Origin of the sequence: Periweissella fabalis (assembly GCF_012396505.1) — a bacterium.
In the GTDB taxonomy this organism is placed as follows: domain Bacteria; phylum Bacillota; class Bacilli; order Lactobacillales; family Lactobacillaceae; genus Periweissella; species Periweissella fabalis.
Window position 1 is genome coordinate 22,439 of the sequence record NZ_JAAXPN010000006.1, and the last position, 22,527, is coordinate 44,965.

At 35.8% G+C, this 22,527-nt stretch carries 22 protein-coding genes; 1 reads left to right on the forward strand and 21 read right to left on the reverse strand.

Annotated elements, in window-relative coordinates; translation table 11 throughout:
• Window positions 1–71: 71 nt before the first annotated feature.
• The 19 genes from trxB to HF964_RS06275 form a co-directional block, all read right to left on the reverse strand.
• A complete protein-coding gene (gene trxB / locus HF964_RS06185; RefSeq protein WP_168722184.1) occupies window positions 72–1,001 on the reverse strand; it encodes a thioredoxin-disulfide reductase in 930 nt (309 codons plus the stop codon).
• Between the two features lie 132 nt (window positions 1,002–1,133).
• The gene (gene galU, locus HF964_RS06190; protein ID WP_168722185.1) at window positions 1,134–2,006 is read right to left on the reverse strand and encodes a UTP--glucose-1-phosphate uridylyltransferase GalU; all 873 of its coding nucleotides are present in this window, start codon (window positions 2,004–2,006) and stop codon (window positions 1,134–1,136) included.
• 90 nt (window positions 2,007–2,096) lie between these two features.
• Window positions 2,097–3,113, reverse strand: a complete 1,017-nt coding sequence (locus HF964_RS06195; protein ID WP_168722186.1) for an NAD(P)H-dependent glycerol-3-phosphate dehydrogenase — start codon at window positions 3,111–3,113, stop codon at window positions 2,097–2,099.
• A gap of 22 nt (window positions 3,114–3,135) precedes the next feature.
• Window positions 3,136–3,972: a prolipoprotein diacylglyceryl transferase gene (gene lgt, locus HF964_RS06200; protein ID WP_210727001.1), complete on the reverse strand. Its 837-nt coding sequence runs from the start codon at window positions 3,970–3,972 to the stop codon at window positions 3,136–3,138.
• A gap of 22 nt (window positions 3,973–3,994) precedes the next feature.
• Complete coding sequence (gene hprK / locus HF964_RS06205) at window positions 3,995–4,927, reverse strand: HPr(Ser) kinase/phosphatase (protein WP_168722187.1); 933 nt, start codon at window positions 4,925–4,927, stop codon at window positions 3,995–3,997.
• Between the two features lie 13 nt (window positions 4,928–4,940).
• Entirely contained in the window at window positions 4,941–5,300 is a 360-nt protein-coding gene (locus HF964_RS06210) for a phage holin family protein (RefSeq protein WP_168722188.1), read from the reverse strand.
• Window positions 5,301–5,303: 3 nt separating this feature from the next.
• Complete coding sequence (locus HF964_RS06215) at window positions 5,304–5,702, reverse strand: PspC domain-containing protein (protein ID WP_168722189.1); 399 nt, start codon at window positions 5,700–5,702, stop codon at window positions 5,304–5,306.
• 217 nt (window positions 5,703–5,919) lie between these two features.
• On the reverse strand, window positions 5,920–6,597 hold the full coding sequence (phoU, locus tag HF964_RS06220; RefSeq protein WP_168722190.1) for a phosphate signaling complex protein PhoU: 678 nt from the start codon (window positions 6,595–6,597) through the stop codon (window positions 5,920–5,922).
• Between the two features lie 22 nt (window positions 6,598–6,619).
• A complete protein-coding gene (gene pstB, locus HF964_RS06225) occupies window positions 6,620–7,378 on the reverse strand; it encodes a phosphate ABC transporter ATP-binding protein PstB (RefSeq protein ID WP_168722191.1) in 759 nt (252 codons plus the stop codon).
• Between the two features lie 14 nt (window positions 7,379–7,392).
• Window positions 7,393–8,211, reverse strand: coding sequence for a phosphate ABC transporter ATP-binding protein PstB (gene pstB, locus HF964_RS06230; protein ID WP_168722192.1), 819 nt, complete (start codon window positions 8,209–8,211; stop codon window positions 7,393–7,395).
• A 29-nt stretch (window positions 8,212–8,240) separates the two neighbouring features.
• Complete coding sequence (gene pstA, locus HF964_RS06235; protein WP_168722193.1) at window positions 8,241–9,128, reverse strand: phosphate ABC transporter permease PstA; 888 nt, start codon at window positions 9,126–9,128, stop codon at window positions 8,241–8,243.
• Window positions 9,128–10,048 (reverse strand): phosphate ABC transporter permease subunit PstC, encoded by a 921-nt coding sequence (gene pstC, locus HF964_RS06240; protein ID WP_168722194.1) that lies wholly within the window; start codon window positions 10,046–10,048, stop codon window positions 9,128–9,130. The genes pstA and pstC overlap by 1 nt, the downstream gene beginning before the upstream one ends.
• A 363-nt stretch (window positions 10,049–10,411) precedes the next feature.
• Window positions 10,412–11,800 (reverse strand): sensor histidine kinase, encoded by a 1,389-nt coding sequence (locus HF964_RS06245; protein WP_168722195.1) that lies wholly within the window; start codon window positions 11,798–11,800, stop codon window positions 10,412–10,414.
• Window positions 11,801–11,803: 3 nt separating this feature from the next.
• On the reverse strand, window positions 11,804–12,511 hold the full coding sequence (locus tag HF964_RS06250) for a response regulator transcription factor (protein WP_168722196.1): 708 nt from the start codon (window positions 12,509–12,511) through the stop codon (window positions 11,804–11,806).
• Between the two features lie 105 nt (window positions 12,512–12,616).
• Entirely contained in the window at window positions 12,617–13,732 is a 1,116-nt protein-coding gene (gene prfB / locus HF964_RS06255) for a peptide chain release factor 2 (protein ID WP_168722197.1), read from the reverse strand.
• 91 nt (window positions 13,733–13,823) lie between these two features.
• Window positions 13,824–16,187, reverse strand: a complete 2,364-nt coding sequence (gene secA, locus HF964_RS06260) for a preprotein translocase subunit SecA (protein ID WP_168722198.1) — start codon at window positions 16,185–16,187, stop codon at window positions 13,824–13,826.
• Window positions 16,188–16,423: 236 nt separating this feature from the next.
• Complete coding sequence (hpf, locus tag HF964_RS06265) at window positions 16,424–16,975, reverse strand: ribosome hibernation-promoting factor, HPF/YfiA family (protein WP_168722199.1); 552 nt, start codon at window positions 16,973–16,975, stop codon at window positions 16,424–16,426.
• A 126-nt stretch (window positions 16,976–17,101) separates the two neighbouring features.
• A complete protein-coding gene (locus HF964_RS06270; protein WP_168722200.1) occupies window positions 17,102–17,530 on the reverse strand; it encodes a ComF family protein in 429 nt (142 codons plus the stop codon).
• 238 nt (window positions 17,531–17,768) lie between these two features.
• Window positions 17,769–19,055, reverse strand: coding sequence for a DEAD/DEAH box helicase (locus HF964_RS06275; RefSeq protein ID WP_168722201.1), 1,287 nt, complete (start codon window positions 19,053–19,055; stop codon window positions 17,769–17,771).
• A gap of 88 nt (window positions 19,056–19,143) precedes the next feature.
• Between HF964_RS06275 and HF964_RS06280 the strand changes: the two genes are divergently transcribed.
• Window positions 19,144–19,782: a YigZ family protein gene (locus tag HF964_RS06280; protein ID WP_168722202.1), complete on the forward strand. Its 639-nt coding sequence runs from the start codon at window positions 19,144–19,146 to the stop codon at window positions 19,780–19,782.
• Between the two features lie 108 nt (window positions 19,783–19,890).
• Here HF964_RS06280 and HF964_RS06285 read toward each other — a convergent pair whose 3' ends face one another.
• Window positions 19,891–20,784, reverse strand: a complete 894-nt coding sequence (locus HF964_RS06285) for a phosphate ABC transporter substrate-binding protein (RefSeq protein ID WP_168722203.1) — start codon at window positions 20,782–20,784, stop codon at window positions 19,891–19,893.
• Between the two features lie 303 nt (window positions 20,785–21,087).
• Window positions 21,088–22,422, reverse strand: a complete 1,335-nt coding sequence (locus HF964_RS06290; protein ID WP_168722204.1) for a C1 family peptidase — start codon at window positions 22,420–22,422, stop codon at window positions 21,088–21,090.
• Window positions 22,423–22,527: the final 105 nt, after the last annotated feature.

Below are 22,527 nucleotides of genomic sequence, written 5' to 3' on the forward strand. Positions count from 1 at the left end.
TTTGTATATTAATTATAACTTATTAATCAAAAAAAATCAGATAGAAAACTATTCCCATCTGATTTTATCAATTAATCACCTAATGATTGTAAATAGCCATATGCACTTTGTCCTGCAATGGCACCATCACCAACCGCTGTCGTAACTTGACGAAGTTCTTTTTCACGAACATCTCCTAGTGCGTAAATACCAGGAACTTTAGTTGCCATTGAATCATTAGTTTCAATCCAGCCTTCTTCATTTGTAATTCCTAAATCAAGAAATGGTGCTGAAATTGGGTTTATTCCAACATAAATAAATACTCCATCTGCATCAATTTCAGAAACTTCTTGTGTTTGGTTATCAATAACTCGTACACCCGTAACTTTTTTGTCATCACCTAAGATTTCTTGCACTTCAGTAAACCACTTAAAGCTAATCTTTTCATTCGCAAATGCGCGATTTTGTAAAATTTGTTGTGCCCGTAGTTTGTCACGACGGTGTAAAATGGTAACCTTTTCAGCTAAGCCAGCTAAATAAGTCCCTTCTTCAACGGCTGAATCACCACCACCGACAACAATAACATGCTTGTTACGGAAGAATGCACCATCACAAACGGCACAGTATGAAACACCACGGCCACCAAATTCTTCTTCACCAGCCACACCTAATTTCTTATATTGGGCACCAGTTGCGATGATAACACTCTTAGTTTCATAAGTATCCATATCAGTTACAACCGTCTTGGTTGTCCCATGGTCTTCAATTTTTGTAACCGTACCAAAAGCGTATTCGGCACCAAATTGCGTTGAACTTTGGTACATCTTTTCAGCTAAATCCGGACCTAAGATTGAATCAAATCCAGGATAATTTTCAATCTCTGCCGTATTATTCATTTGACCACCATAAACACCACGATCAATCATTAATACTGATGAGTTTGAACGTGAAAGATATAAAGCGGCTGTCATTCCACCAGGGCCCGCACCGATAACAATTGCGTCGTAAGTCTTTTCTGCCATTTAAATCGCCTCTTTTAATTTATTTTTATCTATTCTACTATATTTTAGTAAGTAAGTCACTAAATAACTTTCTTATCAAAAAGGGACTAGAAACATTTCTGCCCTAATCCCTACAATTACTAAGCTTGATGCTTAAAGCTCTTTAGCAATTTTTTTGATATATTCACGCAATTCGTCTTTTGTTTCTGGGTGTTCAAGTCCAAATTCAATTGATGTTTCTAAGAAACCAATCTTAGAACCAATATCATAACGACGACCAGTAAACTCATGTGCATATACATGTTGACGCTTATTTAAGCTATCGATAGCATCTGTTAACTGAATTTCGCCACCTTTACCAGGTTTTGTATTTTCAAGTTCTTCAAAGATTTCAGGAGTTAATAAGTAACGACCAATAATTGCTAAATCAGAAGGTGCTTCCTCTGGCTTAGGTTTTTCAACGAATTGTCGAACTTGATATAAATTATCCCCAACTTTTTCAATTGGATCAATTACACCATATTTTTTAGTTTCTTCATGTGGCACCTTAACTACAGCTAAAGTTGATTCACCAGTTTTTTCATATTGATTAATCAACTGCTTAGTCAAAGGCACTTCATCACGCGTCATATCATCACCAAGTAAAACAACGAATGGTTCATCACCAACAAATGCTTTTGCTTGTAAAACAGCATCCCCAAGTCCACGTGGTTTTGACTGCCGAATGAAGTATAAGTTAATGTCAGTTGTTTCTTGAACCATTTGTAATTTTTCAAGCTTTCCATCAGCTTCAAGTGCTGCTTCAAGTTCTGGATTTGAATCAAAGTGATCTTCAATAGAACGCTTTGATTTACCATCAACAATCAAAATATCCTCAATACCGGCTGCCCGAGCTTCTTCAACAATGAATTGAATGGTTGGCTTATCAACGATTGGTAACATTTCTTTAGCTAATGCCTTGGTAGCTGGTAAAAAACGTGTTCCTAATCCAGCTGCAGGAATAACTGCTTTTTTAACTGCTTTCATTTTACATACTCCCAAAATAGTCTGTATATTTTTATTAAATAATTAATTATGCTTATATTCTAGCACGATTTAGCGCTTACATGTATTCTTTTAATCGATTTCTGAAGTTGCTTCTCGTTGCATCAACTCGCAAATTGCCATTTTAATATCTTTGCCTTCATACAAAACTTGATAAATTGCATCTGTAATTGGCATCTGAACATGACGCTGTGCAGCTAATTCTTTCGCTGCTTTGGTTGTTGAAACACCTTCAATAACCATCCCCATTTCATCCTCAACTTCAGCTAATGACTTTCCCAAGCCTAACTGATAACCAGCTCGCCAGTTTCGGGAATTTTTAGATGTACCTGTAACAATTAAATCCCCAACTCCTGATAAACCAATAAAAGTTAATGGATTAGCTCCAAATGCCAAACCTAAGCGTGAGATTTCAGCTAGCCCACGTGTCAACAATGCTGCTTTAGCATTATCACCATAGCCCAAGCTTACTAATGCCCCTGCTCCAATCGCAATAATATTTTTAAGCGCACTACCCATTTCAGTACCAATGACGTCATCATTAGTGTATACACGGAAATTATGGTTTGAAAAAGCCTTTTGAACGCGTTCTGCAATTGGCATACTTGAACTTGCAACTGTTACTAATGTTAAATCATGTTTAATTACATCTTCAGCATGTGAGGGACCTGATAAAACAGCAATTGCCACTGTATTTTCAGTTGGAATTTCCTCACTTAACATTTGAGAAACACGCTTATACGTCTTTGGTTCAATCCCTTTAGTTGCATGTGCAACAATGACTTTTTGCTTATTAACAATCAAAATTTTGGCAAGCTGTCCAGCAACTTCTCGAACCGCCTTAGTTGGGACTACACTTAAAACAATATCAACACCATCAACGGCTTGTGCCATATCATCAAAAGCTGTTAATTTGGCATCAAGTTGTGCTTCATTTAAGTAACGTTGATTAGTATGTTGTTCATTTATTTCGATTACTTGAGCTGGATTATGTGACCATAATCGAACATCATGACCATTTTCTGTTAAAACATTGGCTAAGGCCGTTCCCCAAGAACCTGCGCCGAGAACTGCTATTTTTTCTGTCATTTGCAATCTCCTTAATTACTTATTACACATTTTGACTCAAACTATGGCCATCTAAATACCAACGATTCTCTGGATTACGTTTGCGACGAACATACCATAGTATTATTGCACCAAAGAATAAGATTAGTGATAGCACTTGTGAAACTCGGAATGGGCCCCAATACAAACTATCTGTTCGCATGCCTTCAATCCAAAAACGACCAAATGAATACCAAATAATATAGGTTAAAACAACTTCACCTTGTTTAAAAAGTTGTGGTCGATGGCGTAAAAGCATAATCACAATAAACCCTATGACATCCCATAATGACTCCCATAAGTACGTGGGCATTCGATAATGACCACCAATAAACATCTGATTAACAATAAAAGTTGGTACATGTAAATTGGTCAAAAAGGAATGTGATACAATTCGCCCGTATGCTTCTTGATTCATAAAATTACCCCAACGCCCAATTCCTTGAGCCAAGATAACTGTTGGAGCAATGATATCTAAGTATAACCAAGTGTTAATCAACTTATGCCGAGTTACCAATAAGACAACTAGTAAGCCACCAATTAAACCACCATAAATAGCGATTCCACCGTCCCAAATAGCCGGAATTAAAGCCGGATGTTGGCTGTAATATGACCATTCAAAAATCACATAATAAATTCGGGCAGTTACAAGTGCTACAGGCATACCAATTAAAATCACATCATAAATATCATCTGAAATCAATTTACGTCGCTTAGCTTCACGTACTGACAAAACAACCGCTAAAACTACTGCACTTGCAATAATTACACCATACCAGTGTACTGGCCAAGCTCCAATCTTAAAGGCAATTGGATTTAAAGCCATCATTAAATCAAACAAAATATTAGTCCCCAACTCTCATTTAGTTTTCGCTATTTTCAGCAATTAATTTATTTAAATTGTTATCAAATTTTTTCATAGCGTCATATCCCATTGATTTAGCACGGAAATTCATGGCTGCTGCCTCAATAATAATCGCCAAGTTACGTCCAGTTCTAACAGGAACTGCAAAGCGTGGAATATCAACCCCAAAAATACTTAACACATCACCAGCGTTACCTAAGCGATCAAATTTAGCTTCTGGTGTCCAAGTTTCCAAATGTAGATTCATTGAAATTGTTGCATGTGAACGGACCGCACCCGCCCCATAAAGATTCATGACATCAATAATTCCGACTCCACGAATCTCCATTAAATGATTCAAAATTGCCGGTGCTTCACCCACAAGACGTTCTTCATCTTGTTGATAAATATCAACACGGTCATCGGCTACTAAACGGTGTCCACGACGCACTAATTCCAACGCAGTTTCTGATTTACCCACACCAGAGTCACCTGTGATTAGCACTCCTAACCCATAAATATCGACTAAAACACCATGGACTGATTGCCGTTGAGCAAGTTTACCACCTAAAAAGTAAGTCATATTTGCTAGAATTCGTGAAGAAGTTAATTTTGTACCTAAAATTGGAATTTTAGCTTCTTCAGCAGCTTGAATAAATTCATCCGGAACATTTAACCCAGTCGAAACCACAAAAGCAGGAGTCTCTTCTGAAGCCATTTTACGAGCTATCATTAATAACTCATCATGACTCATTCTTTTTGAAAATGAAATTTCAGTAATTCCTAATAACTGAACTCGATTAGGAGCATAATAACTAAAATACCCGGTCATTTCTAAGCCAGGTCGTGAGATATCACCAGTTGTAATAACACGATCTAAATATTCAGATCCTGCTACAACTTCCAAACGTGTATTTTCAACTAAATCCTGTACCTTAACAACTTCTGCCATGTAATATATTCTCCTAATTTGCGCGATTGAAATAATTTGAAATTACTGCATTAATGACTGACATAATAATTGCCATCAATATTGTGGCCCCAAATGATGAAAAGTGAAAATGATGGGTCCCAACTAGATAAGCAGTTAGTTGCAGTAACAGTGCATTAATGATGATACTAAAAAGGCCTAATGTCATAATCGTTATCGGTAATGAAATCACAACTAATAACGGTTTTACAAACGCATTTAGGAATGCTAAAACAATTGCTGCTCCTATTGCTGCCCAGATACTACTAACGAAAAAAATCTGTGTACTTTGCAGTAATCCTGCCAAAGCCACAAAACTAATTGCGTTAATGATTACTCGTTGTAAAAATGTCATATATTACTTTTCTTTCTTTGAATTACGTTCGTCAAGAATATCGCCATCAACAATAATCGTTGCTTTGTGTTGACTCGTTTTCTGACGTGATGTGTCACGTTTAGTGGTATTTGCTCTTTTATTACCAGATGTTTGTTGTTCACGACTAGCATCTTTTAATTGAGAAAATATATTTAGCCAACTGCCGACCGGTGCTGGCATTAAAATTGTTGCAAGTAGGTAAATCAATAACCATGTACCTATTCCAAAATGGGCGTGGCTAAAAATAGTAATTAAACCGATGATTATTAGAAAACCTAATCGCATAATTTTGGCATCAATGCCAAAATATTCAGCAAAACCGCCCAAAACTCCAAACACAACGCGATTATTTGAGCGTCGTAATTTTTTTGTTTGTTTCATTAACTTTTCTGTACCTCGTAAACTTAATATTTTATAGCTTTACTATCTAATTTTATCTTATATAAAGGCTTTTTAACACTATAAATCTAAAATGATAACCAAAGCTTTAAGCAATTAGTTATCATTTTACACAACTATTACATGGTGCTAGTATACCGATAAACAAAAAATCTCAGCAAGAATTTTATCTTACTGAGATCAATAATTAGTATACTCACTAAACAAATGAACTACTATTACCAGGATTTAAATCAACAATTTTCCCAGTACGTTTGTACACAATCCATTCTGCAATATTAGTTACATAGTCTGCGATTCGTTTTAAGTGCCCCGCTACAATTAAATAATCCGTTCCTGACGTTGCAAGTTCACTATCTTTTTCAATATTGGTGATGACATCTAAACGAACTTGGTGTGATAATTGACCTACACTAAGATTATTAGCTGCGATAACGCTCGCACCTTGAGCATCATCATTAACATATACACCAAGAATGTCTTTAACCATTTGGCGAGTTTGTTCACCCATTGTGGCAATTGTTTCCTCAATTGATGCTGAGCGCTTAGTACCTTTAACCCGAATAGTAGCTTCGGCTACATCCCGGGCATGATCTCCCATTCGTTCAAGTTCAGATACCGCTTTTAAGACCGTCACAATTTCACGTAAATCAATGGTTACTGGTTGGTACAAAGCAATCATTTCAAAAGTTTTCTTTTCAATTGCTACTTCACGTTGGTTAATTTGTTCGTCAGAATTGATAATTTCTAATGCTGTTTCACGATCGTGGTTCACAAAAGCCACAACTGATTTACCAATGGTTTCACTCACGAGCATCCCCATTTCAGTAAAGGAAGCATCCAAATCTGCTAATTCTTCATCAAATAAGCGTCGCATAATAATCTCCTATTCTACTTAACTAGCCGAAACGACCAGTGATATAATCTTGTGTTTGTTTTTCTTTTGGATCAGTAAATAATTGTGTAGTTGGACTCACTTCAATCAAGTTCCCATCCATGAAAAATGCGGTACGATCAGAAATACGAGATGCTTGAGACATATTATGTGTAACGATAATAATCGTGTAATCGTTACGAATGTTCATCAATGTTTCTTCAATTTTATGTGAAGAAACGGGGTCAAGTGCACTAGTTGGTTCATCCAATAACAAGATATCAGGTGAAACAGCCAAGGTGCGGGCAATTGAAACCCGTTGTTGTTGACCACCAGAGAGTGACAAGGCACTCTTGTGAAGCACATCTTTAACTTCATCCCAAATGGCAGCTTGCTTTAAAGATTTTTCAACAATTTCATCAAGTTCAACTTTTTTAGTTTTACCTGCAATCCGTAACCCAAAGGCTACGTTATCATAAATTGAAAATGGAAATGGGTTGGGTTGTTGGAAAACCATCCCAATTTGCTTACGCAATTCAACCGTATCAGTTGTGGGGGCGTAAATATTATTACCTTTAAACATAAAGTTTCCAGTAACTGTTACCCCTTCAGTCAGATCGTGCATCCGGTTAATTGCCCGAATATATGTTGACTTACCTGAACCAGAAGGTCCAATTAAAGCAGTAATCCCCTTTTCAGGGAAATCTAAATCAAACCCATGGAGAGCTTCTTTATCGCCATAATAAAGGCGCACATTTTCTGTTGTTAAAATTGAATCTGCCATTGTGGCCTCCTATCCTACCCAAAATTACCTGAAATATAATCATTAGTTAATTTAACCTTTGGTCGGGTAAAGATCTTACGTGTTTCATCATATTCAATTGCTTTTCCCATATGGAAAAAAGCAGTATAGTCTGAGATTCGGGCTGCTTGTTGCATGTTATGCGTAACAATAACGATGGTGTACTTTTCCTTAAGTTCAAGTAAAGTATCCTCAATTTGTGATGTTGAAATTGGGTCTAAGGCACTAGCCGGTTCATCGAGCAATAAAATATCTGGTTTCATTGCAATTGCACGAGCAATCACTAATCGTTGTTGTTGCCCACCTGACAAAGCCAATGCACTCTTACCTAAATCATCTTTAACTTGATCCCAAAGGGCAGCTTGTTTAAGTGATGTTTCAACAATTTCTTCAAGTTTATTTTTGTCACGCATTCCTCGTTGCTTCAATGCAAAAGTAATGTTGTCTTTAATCGACTTGGCAAATGGATTAGGTCGTTGAAATACCATCCCAATATGACGACGCATTTCATAAACATCAACTTCTTTAGAATTAATATCAATCCCGCGGTACATAATTTGGCCTTTAACCGTTGCAACATTATCATTCATTCGATTAAGCGAACGCAAGAATGTTGATTTACCTGAACCTGACGCGCCAATTAATGATGTAATCTTGTAGCGCTCAAATTCTAAATCACCTTCTGATAATGCCTCGTTATCACCATAAAAAACATGGAGATCATGGGTTGATAACGCAATTTCTGCGTTTTCACCAAAGCGATAAATATTTCGTAATGGTGCATTATCAGTATTTAATGCTTCATTTTCTAACATACTTTTAATTCCTTTCAGATTCCCACGGTCTAACGAGCTGAGGTCAAACGCTTGTAGAGTGCCTTTCCAATCCAACGAGCTGAGATGTTAAAGATTAGGACAGCAATAATTAAAACTGCTGATGCACCTGCTGAAACTTGAGCGGCATCAGGTTGAATTCCTTCAGAGTTAATTTTCCAAATGTGGACAGCTAATGTTTCTGCTGGTCGCATTAAGTTCAATGGACTAGCTGCATTAAATGGATTCCAATCTGTAAAATCAAGGGCTGGTGCAGATTGACCGGCTGTGTAAATCAAAGCCGCCGCTTCACCAAATACTCGCCCAGCAGATAATACAACCCCTGTCACAATACTTGGCAATGCTGCTGGGAAAATAACATGAATAACTGTTTCCCATTTTGAAAGGCCTAAGGCAGCCCCCGCTTCACGTTGTAAATCAGGAATTGACTTAAGCGAACCTTCAACTGAGCGTGTTAATAAAGGCAAATTAAAAATTGTTAAGGCAATCGCTCCTGAAAGGATTGAAAAACCTAATTGCAATTTAACAACAACTAATAAAAAACCGAATAAACCAACAACTACTGATGGCAATGAACTTAAAATTTCAATTGCAGTACGAATAATAGTTGTAAAAATATTTTGCTTAGCGTATTCGTTTAAGTAAATTCCAGCCCCTAAAGCAATAGGGAAAGAAATAATCATAGTAATAAATAAGAGATAAATTGAGTTAAACAATTGAAACTCAATCCCCCCGCCGGCTTGAAAGGCCAATGAAGGACTTGTTAAGAAATGCCAACTTAGGTGTGGTACACCATTAAATAGGATAAAGCCAAGTAACCCAGCTAAAAGAAGAATCACCAATCCGGCAATTAAATACAAAACTGCTGTAGCAATCTTATTAGTTAATTTTGCATTCATTATTTCAATTCTCCCTTCTTACCAATGACCCGAATAATAATATTAAATACTAATGACATGAGCAACAAGATTAATGCTAATGTCCAAAGAACATCGTTTTGCATTGAACCCATGACGGCATTTCCAATACCTTGCGTTAAAATAGAAGTTAATGTCGCAGCTGGACTAGTTAAATTAGTTGGTAAGATTGGTGCATTACCAACCACCATTTGCACAGCAAGGGCTTCACCAAAAGCACGTGCCATCCCAAATACAATTGCCGTTAAAATTCCTGGTGTTGCTGCACGTAAAATAACTTTGTAAATTGCTTGCCAACGAGTTGCCCCAATAGCGAGGGCAGATTCACGGTAATATTGTGGTACTGAACGTAAAGTATCAACGGTCATTGAAGTAACCGTTGGTAATATCATGACAAATAAGACAATCGTTCCAGCTAGTACCCCAAATCCTGAGCCACCAAAAATATGTCGTTGTAGCGGTACAATAACCGTTAACCCAATAAAACCATAAACAACTGAAGGAATCCCTACCAATAATTCGATAACTGGTTGTAAAATACGGGCACCATTTTTTGGTGAAATTTCAGTCATAAATACTGCAGTACCAATTGCAAATGGTGTTGCAATAATTGCCGAGAGCACTGTAATTAAGAATGATCCAACAATCATTGGTAGTGCCCCAACTTCTGGCTTTCCATGAGCATCAGTCGTACCAGGATTCCATGTTTTACCACTTAAGAAGTCCCAGATATTAATCTTATCAACAAAGAATGTTGACAATCCCTTTGAAGCAATAAAATAAAAAATTGAAATAACTACAACTGCAATTAAAATTAATGCCGCCATTGTAATTGACCTACCAAAACGTTCACGTTTAGTTCCAATTGATGTCTTTAATAAACTTTCACGGATTTGATCCATGAGCACTCTCCTTCTAATTAACCCACTTAAGTACATAGTGCTCTTATGGACAGCTATGTATCAAAAGTACCTACATACTAGGTAGACAATAAAATTTATATTTACAAACTTACATTAAATACACAATATTTTTCTAGTAACAAATTAAAATCACAAAGTATCACACACTCATTATTTAAATTCTTACTTGTATAATCTGCGTATATCCAAACTTATCTACTAGGTTAGTATACGTAAATAACGTAAATCCACTGTAGTGGTAATGTAAATATTTTGTAAATGTTCTTTAAATCAACTAAAAAAAGCCTAATCAATCTTTTGACTTGGCTTTTAATTTATTAAGTGCTTAGCTTTTATTTATACTTATACGTTATTAAAAATGATTGTAACAGTTGTTCCTACTCCAACTTGACTTTTCATGCTAATTTCACCGTTTAATTTAGTAACAAGCTCTTTAACAATTGCTAAGCCTAAACCTGTCCCACTAGCAATCTGTTGCGTTCGTGAAGCATCACCACGATAAAAGCGTTCGAATACTCGTGGAAGTTGTGTACTTGGAATTCCAATACCATTGTCTTTAATCTCTAGTTGCCAACCTGTTTTGATAGGTTGAGCAGTAATTACTACTGCACCCCCATCTTTATTGTATTTGATAGCATTGCTAACCAAATTCTTAACGATTTGTGTTAAGTAATTTTCTTTGGTAGTAACATTAAAGCTTACCGGTGTAGCATCAATAACTTCAACATTTTTATTGGCTGCAATTCGTGACATACTTGCAATTTCATTATCTAACCAGGTCTTTATCGCTATTTGAACATCGTCTTGTTCATCACCAACATCAGCAGTAGAAAAACGTGAAATTGATAATACATCTTCAACTAAATCAATCAAGCGTTTACTTTCGTTATTAATAATCATTAAGAATTGATTTAAAGTAGCCGGATCATCTTTAGCACCAGCTAGTAAAGTTTCTGCAAAACCATTAATAGCTGTAACAGGCGTCTTTAACTCATGCGAAGCATTTGAAACAAAATCAACTTGCATTTGTTCAAGTTGAACAACTTCTGTTAAATCATAAAGAATAATTACAATTTGAAAATGAGTTTGCGAAGTTTCATGATAAACCATCGTTACTTCTAGATGTTTAATCCCTTCATCAGTTTCAATTTGAATTGCTTTGCGTTGTTCTTCGTGTGTATCCATTATTTTTTCAAGTAATACCGTTAATGCGTAGTGATTCGTAATGATGCTATATAATGGTTCGCCAATAATTAAATTAACACCTAATAAATTATTAGCAGCCGCATTCATTATTTTTATTTTACGATGATGATTAACGACTAATACCCCAACTGGTAGATGTTGAATTAAAGTTGTCAATTCACCTTCACGGCGCCGTAACCAATATACTTTGTTACTTTCAAATGACTGAACGTTATTGATTGCATTAATCACGTCATAGTATGGATCGCCCTTATCCAATAATATATGACTAGGATTTTTTTCAGCTGCAATAGCTTCTAGCTTCTCTGTCATGATGTTCAGATATGATTGACGTTGCATAACAATCATGGCATACATGCCAATTTGAACACTAGTTAAAATAGTACTTGCAATAATTGCGGTCCAAGCAAAATTTAATTTTAGCATCGTGTCCAAAACTCGGACTAAAATCAATGCAATGCTAATATTAATGCTTAGCAAGACCACACTAATTAAAGTTATTCGTTGCCATACTTGCTTTTGCATTGATTAATCCTTCTTAACTACAAATTGATAGCCAAAACCACGAACAGTTTTTAAAATTTGGGGATTCTTTACATCAACTTCTAACTTTTCACGAAGGTGTGATATATGAATATCTACCATTCGTGTCTCACCAGCATAATCATAGCCCCATACACCACTTAGAATTTCTTCTCGACTAAGTACGCGATTTTTACGTTCAACTAAAAATAATAATAGCTCAAATTCCTTTGGCGTTAAGTTAATATCATTACCTTCAATTGTTACTGTTTTTCGATTTTTATCAATTTGTACACCAGAAAAACGTAATATTGCACCGTGTTCCTCATTATCATTTAGCATCGTCATTTCTTCATATCGCCGCATAACTGCTTTAATTCGTGCTAATACTTCACGTGGACTAAATGGTTTTGTAATATAATCATCGGCGCCAATTTCTAGTCCTAAGACTTTATCAAATTCATCACCTTTAGCCGTAATAATAATGATAGGTGTCTTAACTTTTTCTTGCCGCAATTTTTTAGTGACATCAATCCCATCCATTCCAGGTAACATCAAATCTAATAAAATAACATCATATTGATTTGTACGCCCGGCTTCAAAGGCTTGCAAACCATCGTTTACAACTTGCACATCGTAATTTGCTTGCTTTAAATTATATTCGAGCAATGTTGCAATTGCCGGTTCATCATCGACCACCAAAACTTTTCGCATTTTTAAATCCTCACAGATACATATTTACTATAAGTATACCAAACTAACAAAAAAGCGATACATCAACTGACGTATCGCTTTTGTAAATGTTTTGTAAACATAAGTTTATTCTGGATTTTGTAAACTCAATTTCCATTGTAAGTAAGCCATAATAAATGGATCAATATTGCCGTCCATCACCGCTTGTGGATTACTTGTTTCAAAATTTGTTCGATGATCTTTAACCATGCTATATGGATGGAATACATATGAACGGATTTGAGAACCCCAGCCATTTTCCATTTGTTCCCCCGCAATTGCAGCCCGTTCTTGTTCCTTTTTTTCCATTTCCAATTGATAAAGTTTTGATTTTAGCATTGCTAAGGCTGTATCTTTATTTTGAAATTGTGAACGTTGGGCTTGGGAAGCAACCACAATCCCAGTTGGAATATGTGTCAATCGTACGGCAGAACTAGTTTTATTAATATGTTGTCCACCAGCACCTGAAGCCCGAAAAACGTCCATTTTAATATCATCCCAACTAATATCAACTTCGACACTATCATCAATCTCAGGCATAACATCAATTGATACAAATGATGTATGCCGACGCCCAGCAGAATCAAATGGTGATATACGTACAAAGCGGTGAACCCCTTTTTCAGAACGTAGATAACCGTATGCATTATACCCTTTAATGGCTAAAGTTACAGAGGATACCCCAGCAACATCATCAGGTTGGTAATCCATAACTTCGACCTTAAAATCATGCTGTTCTGCCCAACGAGTGTACATTCGGAATAAATTTTGACCCCAATCAGCTGATTCGGTTCCCCCTGATCCTGGATGAATTTCCAAAATTGCATCATTAGCATCGTAAGGTTCGTTTAATAGTTGTGCCAAACGATAACTCTTAAGTCGTTCCTCTAATGTAGTAATTTCAGTATCCAATTCAGCTTGTAAATCATCATCTGGCATTTCTACTAATAATTCGATGGTCGTTGCAATATTATCAACACTATCACTCAAAACCATATATTCGTCACGGCGCTTTTTTAATTGATTAGTTTCATCAATAATCTTTTGTGCCGCTTGATTATCGTTCCAAAATTCGCTTTGGCTCATTTCATATTCATTTTCGGCAATTTGACCATCTAATGCATCCAAATCAAGCGAACCACCAAATTTAGTAACCTCTAGTTGCATACTTTCTAATTTTTTTCTTGCTTCACCTAATTCCATTAATAAATCTCCTCCTTTTATTAGGATATTTCTCAATTTTTATATAAAAATCGCATGATTCATAAATCGAATCATGCGATTTCCGTATTAATTACATTGTTAAGTTTTGACGAATTTCAGCTTTCATGAACAAACGCGTCACGTCATATTCAATATCTGCAATCATTTCCTCAAACATCCGGAAACCTTCTGATTGATACTCGACAAGTGGATTTAATTGTCCATATCCACGAAGTCCGATTCCTTGACGCAATTGATCCATTGCATCAATATGGTCTGTCCAATGACTATCTACAACTCGTAAAATAACCACACGTTCAAATTCAAGCATTTGTGATGGTTCGTAAAGCAACTTAGCTTTTTCATCGTAAATAACAAGGGCTTTTTGGTATAGAAAATCAACTAATTGTTCCTTACTCTTACCACCTAAATCATTCAAAGTAACTGATTCTTCAGGAACAATGACCGATGTAGCAAAATCAACAATTGCATCTAAATTCCATTCAGATTCTTTACCAAATGTGTGGGCATCAACGACTCGTTTAATAGTGCGCTTAACCATTGGTAATAACACGTTTTTTAAATCTTCTTTTTCATCAATAATTTGATTACGTTCACGGTATATAACCTCACGTTGTTCTCGCATAACATCGTCATATTGCAAGACATTTTTACGTGAATCATAGTTATTACCTTCAACTCGTTTTTGAGCTGATTCAACTGAACGTGTGATTAAGCGATTTTTAATCACCGCTTCATCATCTTCAAGATTCATGCGTTCCATAATTGCACGAATCTTTTCACCACCAAAGCGTTGCATTAAATCATCTTCAAGTGAGAGGAAAAATTGTGAATATCCCTTATCTCCTTGACGTCCTGAACGCCCCCGTAATTGGTTATCAATCCGTCGTGATTCATGTCGTTCAGTTCCAATAACTGCTAAACCACCAAGTTCAGATACACCAGGTCCCAACTTAATATCAGTTCCACGGCCAGCCATATTAGTAGCAATCGTTACAGCCCCACGTTGACCTGCATTTGCAATAATTTCAGCTTCTTTAGCGTGGTTTTTAGCATTCAACACATTATGTGGAATATTTTCATTATCAAGTAAATGCGCCAAGTATTCTGAAGTTTCCACAGCTACCGTCCCAATTAAGATTGGTTGCCCTTTACTGTGTAATTCTTTTACTAATTCAACAACAGCATCAAACTTGTTCTTTAATGATGGGTAAAGTAAATCTGGTTCATCAACCCGTGCAATTGGTCGGTTTGTAGGGATAGAAATAACTTCCATATTATAAATTTCACGGAATTCTTCACGCTCAGTTTGAGCAGTCCCTGTCATCCCTGACAATTTTTTGTACATCCGGAAGAAGTTTTGATAAGTAATATTAGCCATCGTTTTGTTTTCATCTTGAATTTCAACATGTTCCTTGGCTTCAATCGCTTGGTGTAACCCATCTGAGAAACGGCGGCCATCCATAATCCGACCAGTAAAACTATCAACAATCATAACTTCATCATCAGAAACCACATAATCTTTATCTTTTAACATGATGTAGTTAGCTCGTAAACTTTGATCCAAATGGTGAGTTAATGCGGTATTTTCAGCATCATATAAATTGTCTAAGTTAAAGAAATCTTCTGCCTTCTTAATTCCCGCATCCGTTAAAGTAATTGTTTTAGATTCTAAATCAACTTTGTAGTCTTCTTTAACTGTCAACGTTTTGACAAAGCGATCTGCGCGTTGGTATAGTGCTGTGGTACCTGACGATGGTCCTGAAATAATCAACGGTGTCCGAGCTTCATCAATTAAAATTGAGTCAACTTCATCGACAATTGCAAAGTTTAATGGCCGTTGCGAACGTTCTTCTGGATCAGTCACCATATTGTCACGTAAGTAATCAAAACCTAATTCTGAGTTAGTTGAGTACGTAATATCAGCTTGGTAGGCAACACGTTTTTCTTCTGGACTCATATCTGAAGCATTAACACCAACTGTTAAGCCCAGCCAATTGTAAACTTCACCCATTTCAGCGGCATCACGAGCTGACAAGTATTCATTAACCGTCACCACGTGTACCCCATCACCTGAAATTGCATTTAAATAAACTGCCATGGTTGCTGTTAATGTTTTACCTTCACCAGTCCGCATTTCGGCAATATTACCTTCATGTAACACCGTTGATCCCATAATTTGAACTCGGAATGGGAATAAACCAAGGACACGTTTATCTGCTTCCCGAATTGTCGCAAATGCTTCGGGTAATAATTTATCTAAAGATTCACCTTTTTTGTATCGTTCTTTATATTCAGTTGTTTTAGCTTTTAATTCTTCATCGCTTAATGCCGCCATGGCATCAGCGTAACTTTCAACTTTATCAGCAATTTTGCCGAGTCGTTTTAAATCACGGGTATCGCTTTCAATCCATGTGCGTAAAAAGTTAGCCATAAATCTAAATCCTTCTTTTCAATTCGATTTTCATTTTTAAATATTGATACTTAGTTAAAATACTCCAACCTATATATTATCAGAAATTATTCAATGATTAAAGAACTCACCATAAAAAACCAATTTTTATGTGTATTATAATACTTTCTTTACTATAAAATAACCAGAATGGTAGCGTAAAAAAGCAGCCATCTTAATTAATAAGGTGACTGCTTAAAATAAACATTATTATTTAACTAATTACGCTCAGCTTCAATCAAGCCATAACGTCCATCCGCGCGACGGTAAACAACATTTACTCGTTGATCTTCATCTTCAAAAATAAAAAATTCATGCCCAAGTAATTCCATTTGAAGAACAGCTTCTTCTGAATCCATTGGTTTTAATGAAATATGTTTATTGCGGACAATTTCTAAATTATCTTCTGATTCAACTTCCGCATCGACAATTTCACCAGTAAAGTCAACTCCTTTGTACCCCTTTTCGCGTGACTTACGATTAACCTTGGTCTTATGCTTACGGATTTGACGTTCCAATTTATCAACTACTAAATCAATAGCGGCATATAAATCGTCTCGGGTATCTTCAGCACGTAAAGTTAAGTATGGAAGTGGAATCGTTACTTCAACTTTAGCAGCCTTTTCTGGGTAAACGCCCACCTTCACATGTGCTAAAGAATCCGTTGTATTGTCTAATAGACGGTTTAATTTTTCTAAACGTTTTTCAACATATTCACGGATAGCATCTGTAACTTCAATGTTTACACCACGTACATCAATTTTTAACATAATAAAAATCCCCCTTCGACTTGAAAGATTAGCCTTTCAAGATTTTGGTGTTAGCAAATATATTGCATTTGCTTACCTTAATTGTAATTATAAACCATTTTTGCATTAAATGTAAACGAATTCACTTTATCGACATAAAGTATAACTAGCTATTTTATGGACGGTAAATGGTGCTAATAAATCAGCAGCCTGACGTATAGTTGTCCCGGTAGTATAAATATCATCAACAATCACTATTTTTTTATTTTTAAGTTCGTAAATTAGAGCTTGATTTAAGTAGAATGGTTGTTGACTAGTGACTCGCTGATAACGATTCCTTTGAGCTTGTTTCTGGTCAAAAGCAATTTCATTAACTGCTAATGCATCAACTATTGTTATCAAATTTGACTCCATTAATGCTGTTACCTGATTAAATCCTCGCTGGGTACTTTTTACAGGAATTGGTACGTAGATAACATCACCTGCTTCTTTTAAAAAGCTTGTAAATTGTGCTTTAAAAACTTGTGCTAGTTCAAAATCATATTGGTACTTGTAAGCTTGCATATACATTTTCATAGTTTTATCATAACGAAATAAAGCTCGATTAGTAATTGAGCGGTTGTTATTTGACCACCAAAGACAATCATTACATTGTTGATTATGCTCCTGATAGCGACTGCATTGTGGACAAAACGTATCACCAATATAAGAAAATTTACTGATACAATCGGTTCACAATAGAGGCCTTTTTAGTGCTTTAAAGCTTATAACTTCAACTAAAGTTAATTCTTTTGTTATAAAGTTGCTACAGAGTTTACAAATCATCTTTATCACCTTTGGTTGCTTGATAATTCAACCACTTTATTGTCATTTGAGCTACTAGAACTTGCCAACTAGGCGTACTCATAATCGCTAAGACCATCCCCGTTGGACGTGAAGTTTTTCGTCCGACTCGTCCGGCAATTTGAATTAAAGTCCGACTATTAAAATTGTGGTGATCAGCTCCTAAAATAATGACATCAATATCTGGTAGCGTTACTCCTCGTTCTAAGATGGTTGTAGTAACTAAATATTGAATTTCGCGATTACGCATTAATTGAACTTTATTCATTCTTTCAGGATCTTGCGCAAATACCCCTTCAAGCTTAACATCAGGAAATTGCTGATGAATGGCAGCTGTTACTGTGGTTACATCATGAATAGTTGGAACAAATACTAAGCATTGGTAGCCCTGATTATTTTGCTCAAAATAGCTTTTTAAACAGATTGGCAATTGCCTGTTTTTTATTAATATGCGCCATTTATTTACTACCTTTGTTTCAATCTTAGGCAATGGATAGCCATGGAAACGTGCCGGTAAATAACTTCGCTGCTTAAACGTCATTAAATGTTTTCTAGTCGGAGTTGCAGTCATTACAATTAAACGCCCTGTTAATTTTAAAGCTGTTTGTGGTGCATTTTTTAATAATTGATTACCTGCAAAAGGAAAAGAATCAACCTCGTCAATTATCAACAAGTCAAAAGCAGCTCGAAAATGTAATAATTGATGGGTTGTACAAATTACCAATTGCGTATATCGATAAGGTTCTTTATTTTGACCATATAAAACAGCTATTGGAATAGTCGGAAAAACTACTGTAATTCTGGGTACTAATTCTAAGATGACATCAATTCTTGGTGCAGCAATACAAATACGCTGGTTGCTTATTAAGGCTTGAGCAATTATAGGAAATAATATCTCCGTTTTTCCTGCACCAGTCACTGCCCACACTAAATGATTATGGGTATGTTTTTTTATTTCATTAACTACTCTTTGTTGTGACCTAGTTAGTACACCACCCCATTGCCAGTTTGAGAAGCTTGGAAACATATTGGGCTCTGGAATAGTTACTAACGTATCAGCAGTTGTAATTCGGCCAAATTTTAAGCATAATCCACAATATCGAATACCATTTGGTAATTGCCATTGTTGGTCTAGTGTATTAAAACAGCGTTGACAAACATTATCTTTAATTGCTGGCATCATTTCTAATGCTGGATAAGCGGTCACATCAATATTGTGCTTAATTATTAGCCGCCCATAAAAACTACTTATCTGCATTTTACTTACCCCTCTGTCCCTTGTTAGAATAGATACAGTAAATAATGTACGTAATTTTAAATCAAATGAAACAACAAGGAAGGTTAATATGCCGGAATATTTAACTATTAAGTCAGATTTTATCGATGAAACGGTTATTAAAAAATCTCGTTTTATCGCTAGTCTCAAACGAATTACATCCGAGTCAGATGCTTTAGACTTCATTGCTGCTAACAAGAAACTTCATAACAAGGCAAACCACAACTGCTATGCCTTTATACTAGGTTCCCAAGATCAAATTCAACGTGCTAGTGATGATGGTGAGCCCAGTGGTACTGCTGGAGTACCAATTTTAGAGGTACTTAAGCGAAATGAAATCCATGATGTTTGTGTTATCGTCACGCGTTACTTTGGTGGTATTAAACTTGGGGCTGGTGGTTTAATTCGTGCTTATGCTGGTAGTGCGGCTAATGCTATTGAAGCTGTCGGTTTGATTGAACGCTTATTAATGCGAACCATCACACTCACAATTCAATATAATCAACTTGATACTCTTAATCACTGGCTACAACAACATAATTATCCAACACCAACTATTGAATATGGTGCTGATGTTCAAGTAACATTACCAATCCAAATCGATGATTGCGTTAATTTCGAAAATAATATTACTGAATTATTAAGTGGTAAAGTTACGTTTGAGCTAGGCGAAGAAAGTTTCCAAGAAATTGATTATATCCGTAGTTAAAAATGAACTGTTAATAAAAGTTGAGCGATATTGTTAACATACTAAAAATCCCAGGAAAAGTTTATCTTTCCTGGGATTTTTAATATATTCTATTTTAATAATTAACTATTACTTGATTGCACCTGATGCATCACGAGTAACTTTCATGTCTGAAATTGGTAAGTAACCAAGCTTCTTCACAAGACCATTTTGGATAGCTGGTGAAACCATGTACTTCAAGAAAGCTGCAGTAGCTCCTTTAGCTTCACCCTTAGTGTACATGTGTTCGTAACCCCAGATTTTCCAAGCATTTGTTGTTACATTGGCATCAGTTGGCTTAACATTATCAATTGATACAGCTTGCAAGTTAGCACCTGTAAGATATGAAAAGGCTAAGTATGAAATTGCACCTGGTGTAGTAGATACAATCTTTTGCACTGTACCATTGGCATCTTGTTCTTGAGATGCTTTAGGCTTGGCACCTTTTAAACCAAATTGTTCAAAAGTTACACGAGTACCTGAACCAGCAGCACGGTTAACAAGAACGATTTTTTCGTCAGCCCCACCAACTTGCTTCCAGTTTGTAACCTTACCAGTAAAAATATCAATCAATTGTTTTTGTGATAAGTTATTAACTTTAGTATCTTTGTTAACTACTGGTGCCATACCAACTACAGCAACTTTGTGATCAACTAATTTACTTGCATCAATACTCTTACCTTGTTCAGCAAAAATATCAGAATCACCAATTTGGACAGATCCTGCTGCAACTTGTGAAAGGCCAGCACCTGAACCACCACCTTGAACTTCAACAGAAGCTTTTGGATTGTCATTTTGGAATTGTGCACCAGCTTGTTCAGCCAATGGTTGAAGTGCAGTAGAACCAACAGCAAGTACTTTGCCGCTAACTTCGCTTGAGTTTGCACCTGATTTAGCTGAGTCCTTTGAACCGGTGTTACCACATGCAGCTAACATAAATGCTGCTACTGCTACTGTGGCACCCAATGTGACGATTTTCTTCATAATATTCATACTCCTTTAGCACCATTGTGCAAAATATAATTGATAGCATACTTTAGTAAGCAAGTAGGACTAATTAACTTAATGATAAGTTACGAACGAATAATTACTGATATAGCAGTAGGCTTAAGTTTGTCGCACTTGATTACATAATTAAATATATCGTAATAATGTAAACTTATTCCACACTTTAAAGTATCGATATTGTAACGTTTTGTAAATATATCTTTACAAACTAAAAAGCACATGCCTTTATTTCAGACATTTGCTTTTTATTACGTATAGACTTTTACATTAATTGTAAGGTTATGCTAAGGCTCCCATTGGATCCCATGGTTGTAATTCCGTTGGTTTTTCATTATATGCTTTTAGTAACTTAGCAGGTAGAAATTCTTTTTTTATTACCACTTGGTAACAATATTCACTCATCCAGTCATCAGACATCGTGAAATAACCTTTGTTCCCAATTTTATCACCCCATGAGTTTTCAACCTTCCATTTAGTTGGTTTTCCATCAACTAAATCAACTCCAGTTAAGACCATTGCATGCGTCATTAAACTTTGACCGTAATCTAATCTTTCTGCTTTAGTCATTGAGAGATCGATATCAAACAATTCATCTTCGCGATGTACTCCTGTAGCCATTAAACCATTTTCACGTTCAGTTTGTGGCCCCATATCAACTCCAAACCAAACTGATTGACCAGCTTCAAGTTGTTTTATTGCCAATTCCTTAAAGGTCTGGATTTCAACATTCAAATGCTTAACTTCACGACCTCCTACGACATTCCCCAACATTTCAACTGAATAAGTATGGTTAAATGGCTTATCTTCCGTTGGCGCATTAATGATTGATACATATTCATCTAAATCCCAGCCAATGTATTTGTCATAGAAACTTTGTGGGGTTAAATTTTGATCTAAGTGATATTCTTTATTATCATCACGATATTCAAAATCAAATTTTACAGGAGGTTCACCTAAAGTTAAGCTTAAGAAGCGATAAATTTCTTGTAGCATCTCTACTTTAGTAGCTTCGATTTCACTAGTATTAGCACCTGCATTAACTAATTTACGTAGTACAACGGCGTCCTTACGTAACTTTAAATTGAGGGTAATATTTAATTCACGAGATGCTGAGGATGCTTGAGCTTCAGGGTAAACACTTTGTGGTACCACTCCATACTTTTGAATAAGTGCCACAATCATATCCCATTGTCCACCATCTTGTTGTGGTGTTTGTAGAAGAAAATTCACTTTCCGTGAAGATAATGCTTTGTCAGCAGTTTTAATAATATTTTCGTAAAAATAATTAGCTTTTTCAAACTTGTCCCAGAAAAATGTATAATTTTGTGAAAGTTCAAACCCATCTGGTAATTGAAATAAATCTTTAACTTCATGACGCATCGTATTAAGCGCTGCAAACATCCAACAACGACCAGATTGTTTTTGATTAGCGACCTTTCCAGTATCTAAGTCAATCGAAAAAATTGGAGTGTTATCGATTATTGTTTGTGAATCTTGTGCACTCGCATAAATTCCATTTTTAGTCACTGCACGGCGAATAACAGCTGTGCTAGGCCGTTGTTGTAAGTCTGTACGATATTTTTTTATTTGTTCAGTTGAAATTGCTTTTGTCATTTTTAGTCCTCCAAGAAAAGTCATAACCTTATCATACGCTATTTATTAAAAAAAGTTAATCACATTTTAATTCAAAAGACATTTTAAATAAATAAAAAGCCTGGG

Excerpts from the sequence above, each read along its gene's own strand:
- HF964_RS06290 (WP_168722204.1), bottom strand. The coding sequence starts at position 22,422 with ATGACAAAAGCAATTTCAACTGAACAAATAAAAAAATATCGTACAGAC.
- pstB (WP_168722192.1), bottom strand. The coding sequence starts at position 8,211 with ATGTTAGAAAATGAAGCATTAAATACTGATAATGCACCATTACGAAAT.
- HF964_RS06210 (WP_168722188.1), bottom strand. The coding sequence starts at position 5,300 with ATGACATTTTTACAACGAGTAATCATTAACGCAATTAGTTTTGTGGCT.
- HF964_RS06270 (WP_168722200.1), bottom strand. The coding sequence starts at position 17,530 with ATGAAAATGTATATGCAAGCTTACAAGTACCAATATGATTTTGAACTA.
- phoU (WP_168722190.1), bottom strand. The coding sequence starts at position 6,597 with ATGCGACGCTTATTTGATGAAGAATTAGCAGATTTGGATGCTTCCTTT.
- trxB (WP_168722184.1), bottom strand. The coding sequence starts at position 1,001 with ATGGCAGAAAAGACTTACGACGCAATTGTTATCGGTGCGGGCCCTGGT.
- HF964_RS06245 (WP_168722195.1), bottom strand. The coding sequence starts at position 11,800 with ATGCAAAAGCAAGTATGGCAACGAATAACTTTAATTAGTGTGGTCTTG.
- HF964_RS06280 (WP_168722202.1), top strand. The coding sequence starts at position 19,144 with ATGCCGGAATATTTAACTATTAAGTCAGATTTTATCGATGAAACGGTT.
- HF964_RS06250 (WP_168722196.1), bottom strand. The coding sequence starts at position 12,511 with ATGCGAAAAGTTTTGGTGGTCGATGATGAACCGGCAATTGCAACATTG.
- secA (WP_168722198.1), bottom strand. The coding sequence starts at position 16,187 with ATGGCTAACTTTTTACGCACATGGATTGAAAGCGATACCCGTGATTTA.
- prfB (WP_168722197.1), bottom strand. The coding sequence starts at position 13,732 with ATGGAATTAGGTGAAGCAAGAAAAAAATTAGAAAGTATGCAACTAGAG.
- HF964_RS06275 (WP_168722201.1), bottom strand. The coding sequence starts at position 19,055 with ATGCAGATAAGTAGTTTTTATGGGCGGCTAATAATTAAGCACAATATT.
- hpf (WP_168722199.1), bottom strand. The coding sequence starts at position 16,975 with ATGTTAAAAATTGATGTACGTGGTGTAAACATTGAAGTTACAGATGCT.
- pstC (WP_168722194.1), bottom strand. The coding sequence starts at position 10,048 with ATGGATCAAATCCGTGAAAGTTTATTAAAGACATCAATTGGAACTAAA.
- HF964_RS06215 (WP_168722189.1), bottom strand. The coding sequence starts at position 5,702 with ATGAAACAAACAAAAAAATTACGACGCTCAAATAATCGCGTTGTGTTT.
- galU (WP_168722185.1), bottom strand. The coding sequence starts at position 2,006 with ATGAAAGCAGTTAAAAAAGCAGTTATTCCTGCAGCTGGATTAGGAACA.
- pstA (WP_168722193.1), bottom strand. The coding sequence starts at position 9,128 with ATGAATGCAAAATTAACTAATAAGATTGCTACAGCAGTTTTGTATTTA.
- HF964_RS06285 (WP_168722203.1), bottom strand. The coding sequence starts at position 20,784 with ATGAAGAAAATCGTCACATTGGGTGCCACAGTAGCAGTAGCAGCATTT.
- pstB (WP_168722191.1), bottom strand. The coding sequence starts at position 7,378 with ATGGCAGATTCAATTTTAACAACAGAAAATGTGCGCCTTTATTATGGC.
- HF964_RS06195 (WP_168722186.1), bottom strand. The coding sequence starts at position 3,113 with ATGACAGAAAAAATAGCAGTTCTCGGCGCAGGTTCTTGGGGAACGGCC.
- hprK (WP_168722187.1), bottom strand. The coding sequence starts at position 4,927 with ATGGCAGAAGTTGTTAAGGTACAGGATTTAGTTGAAAATACACGTTTG.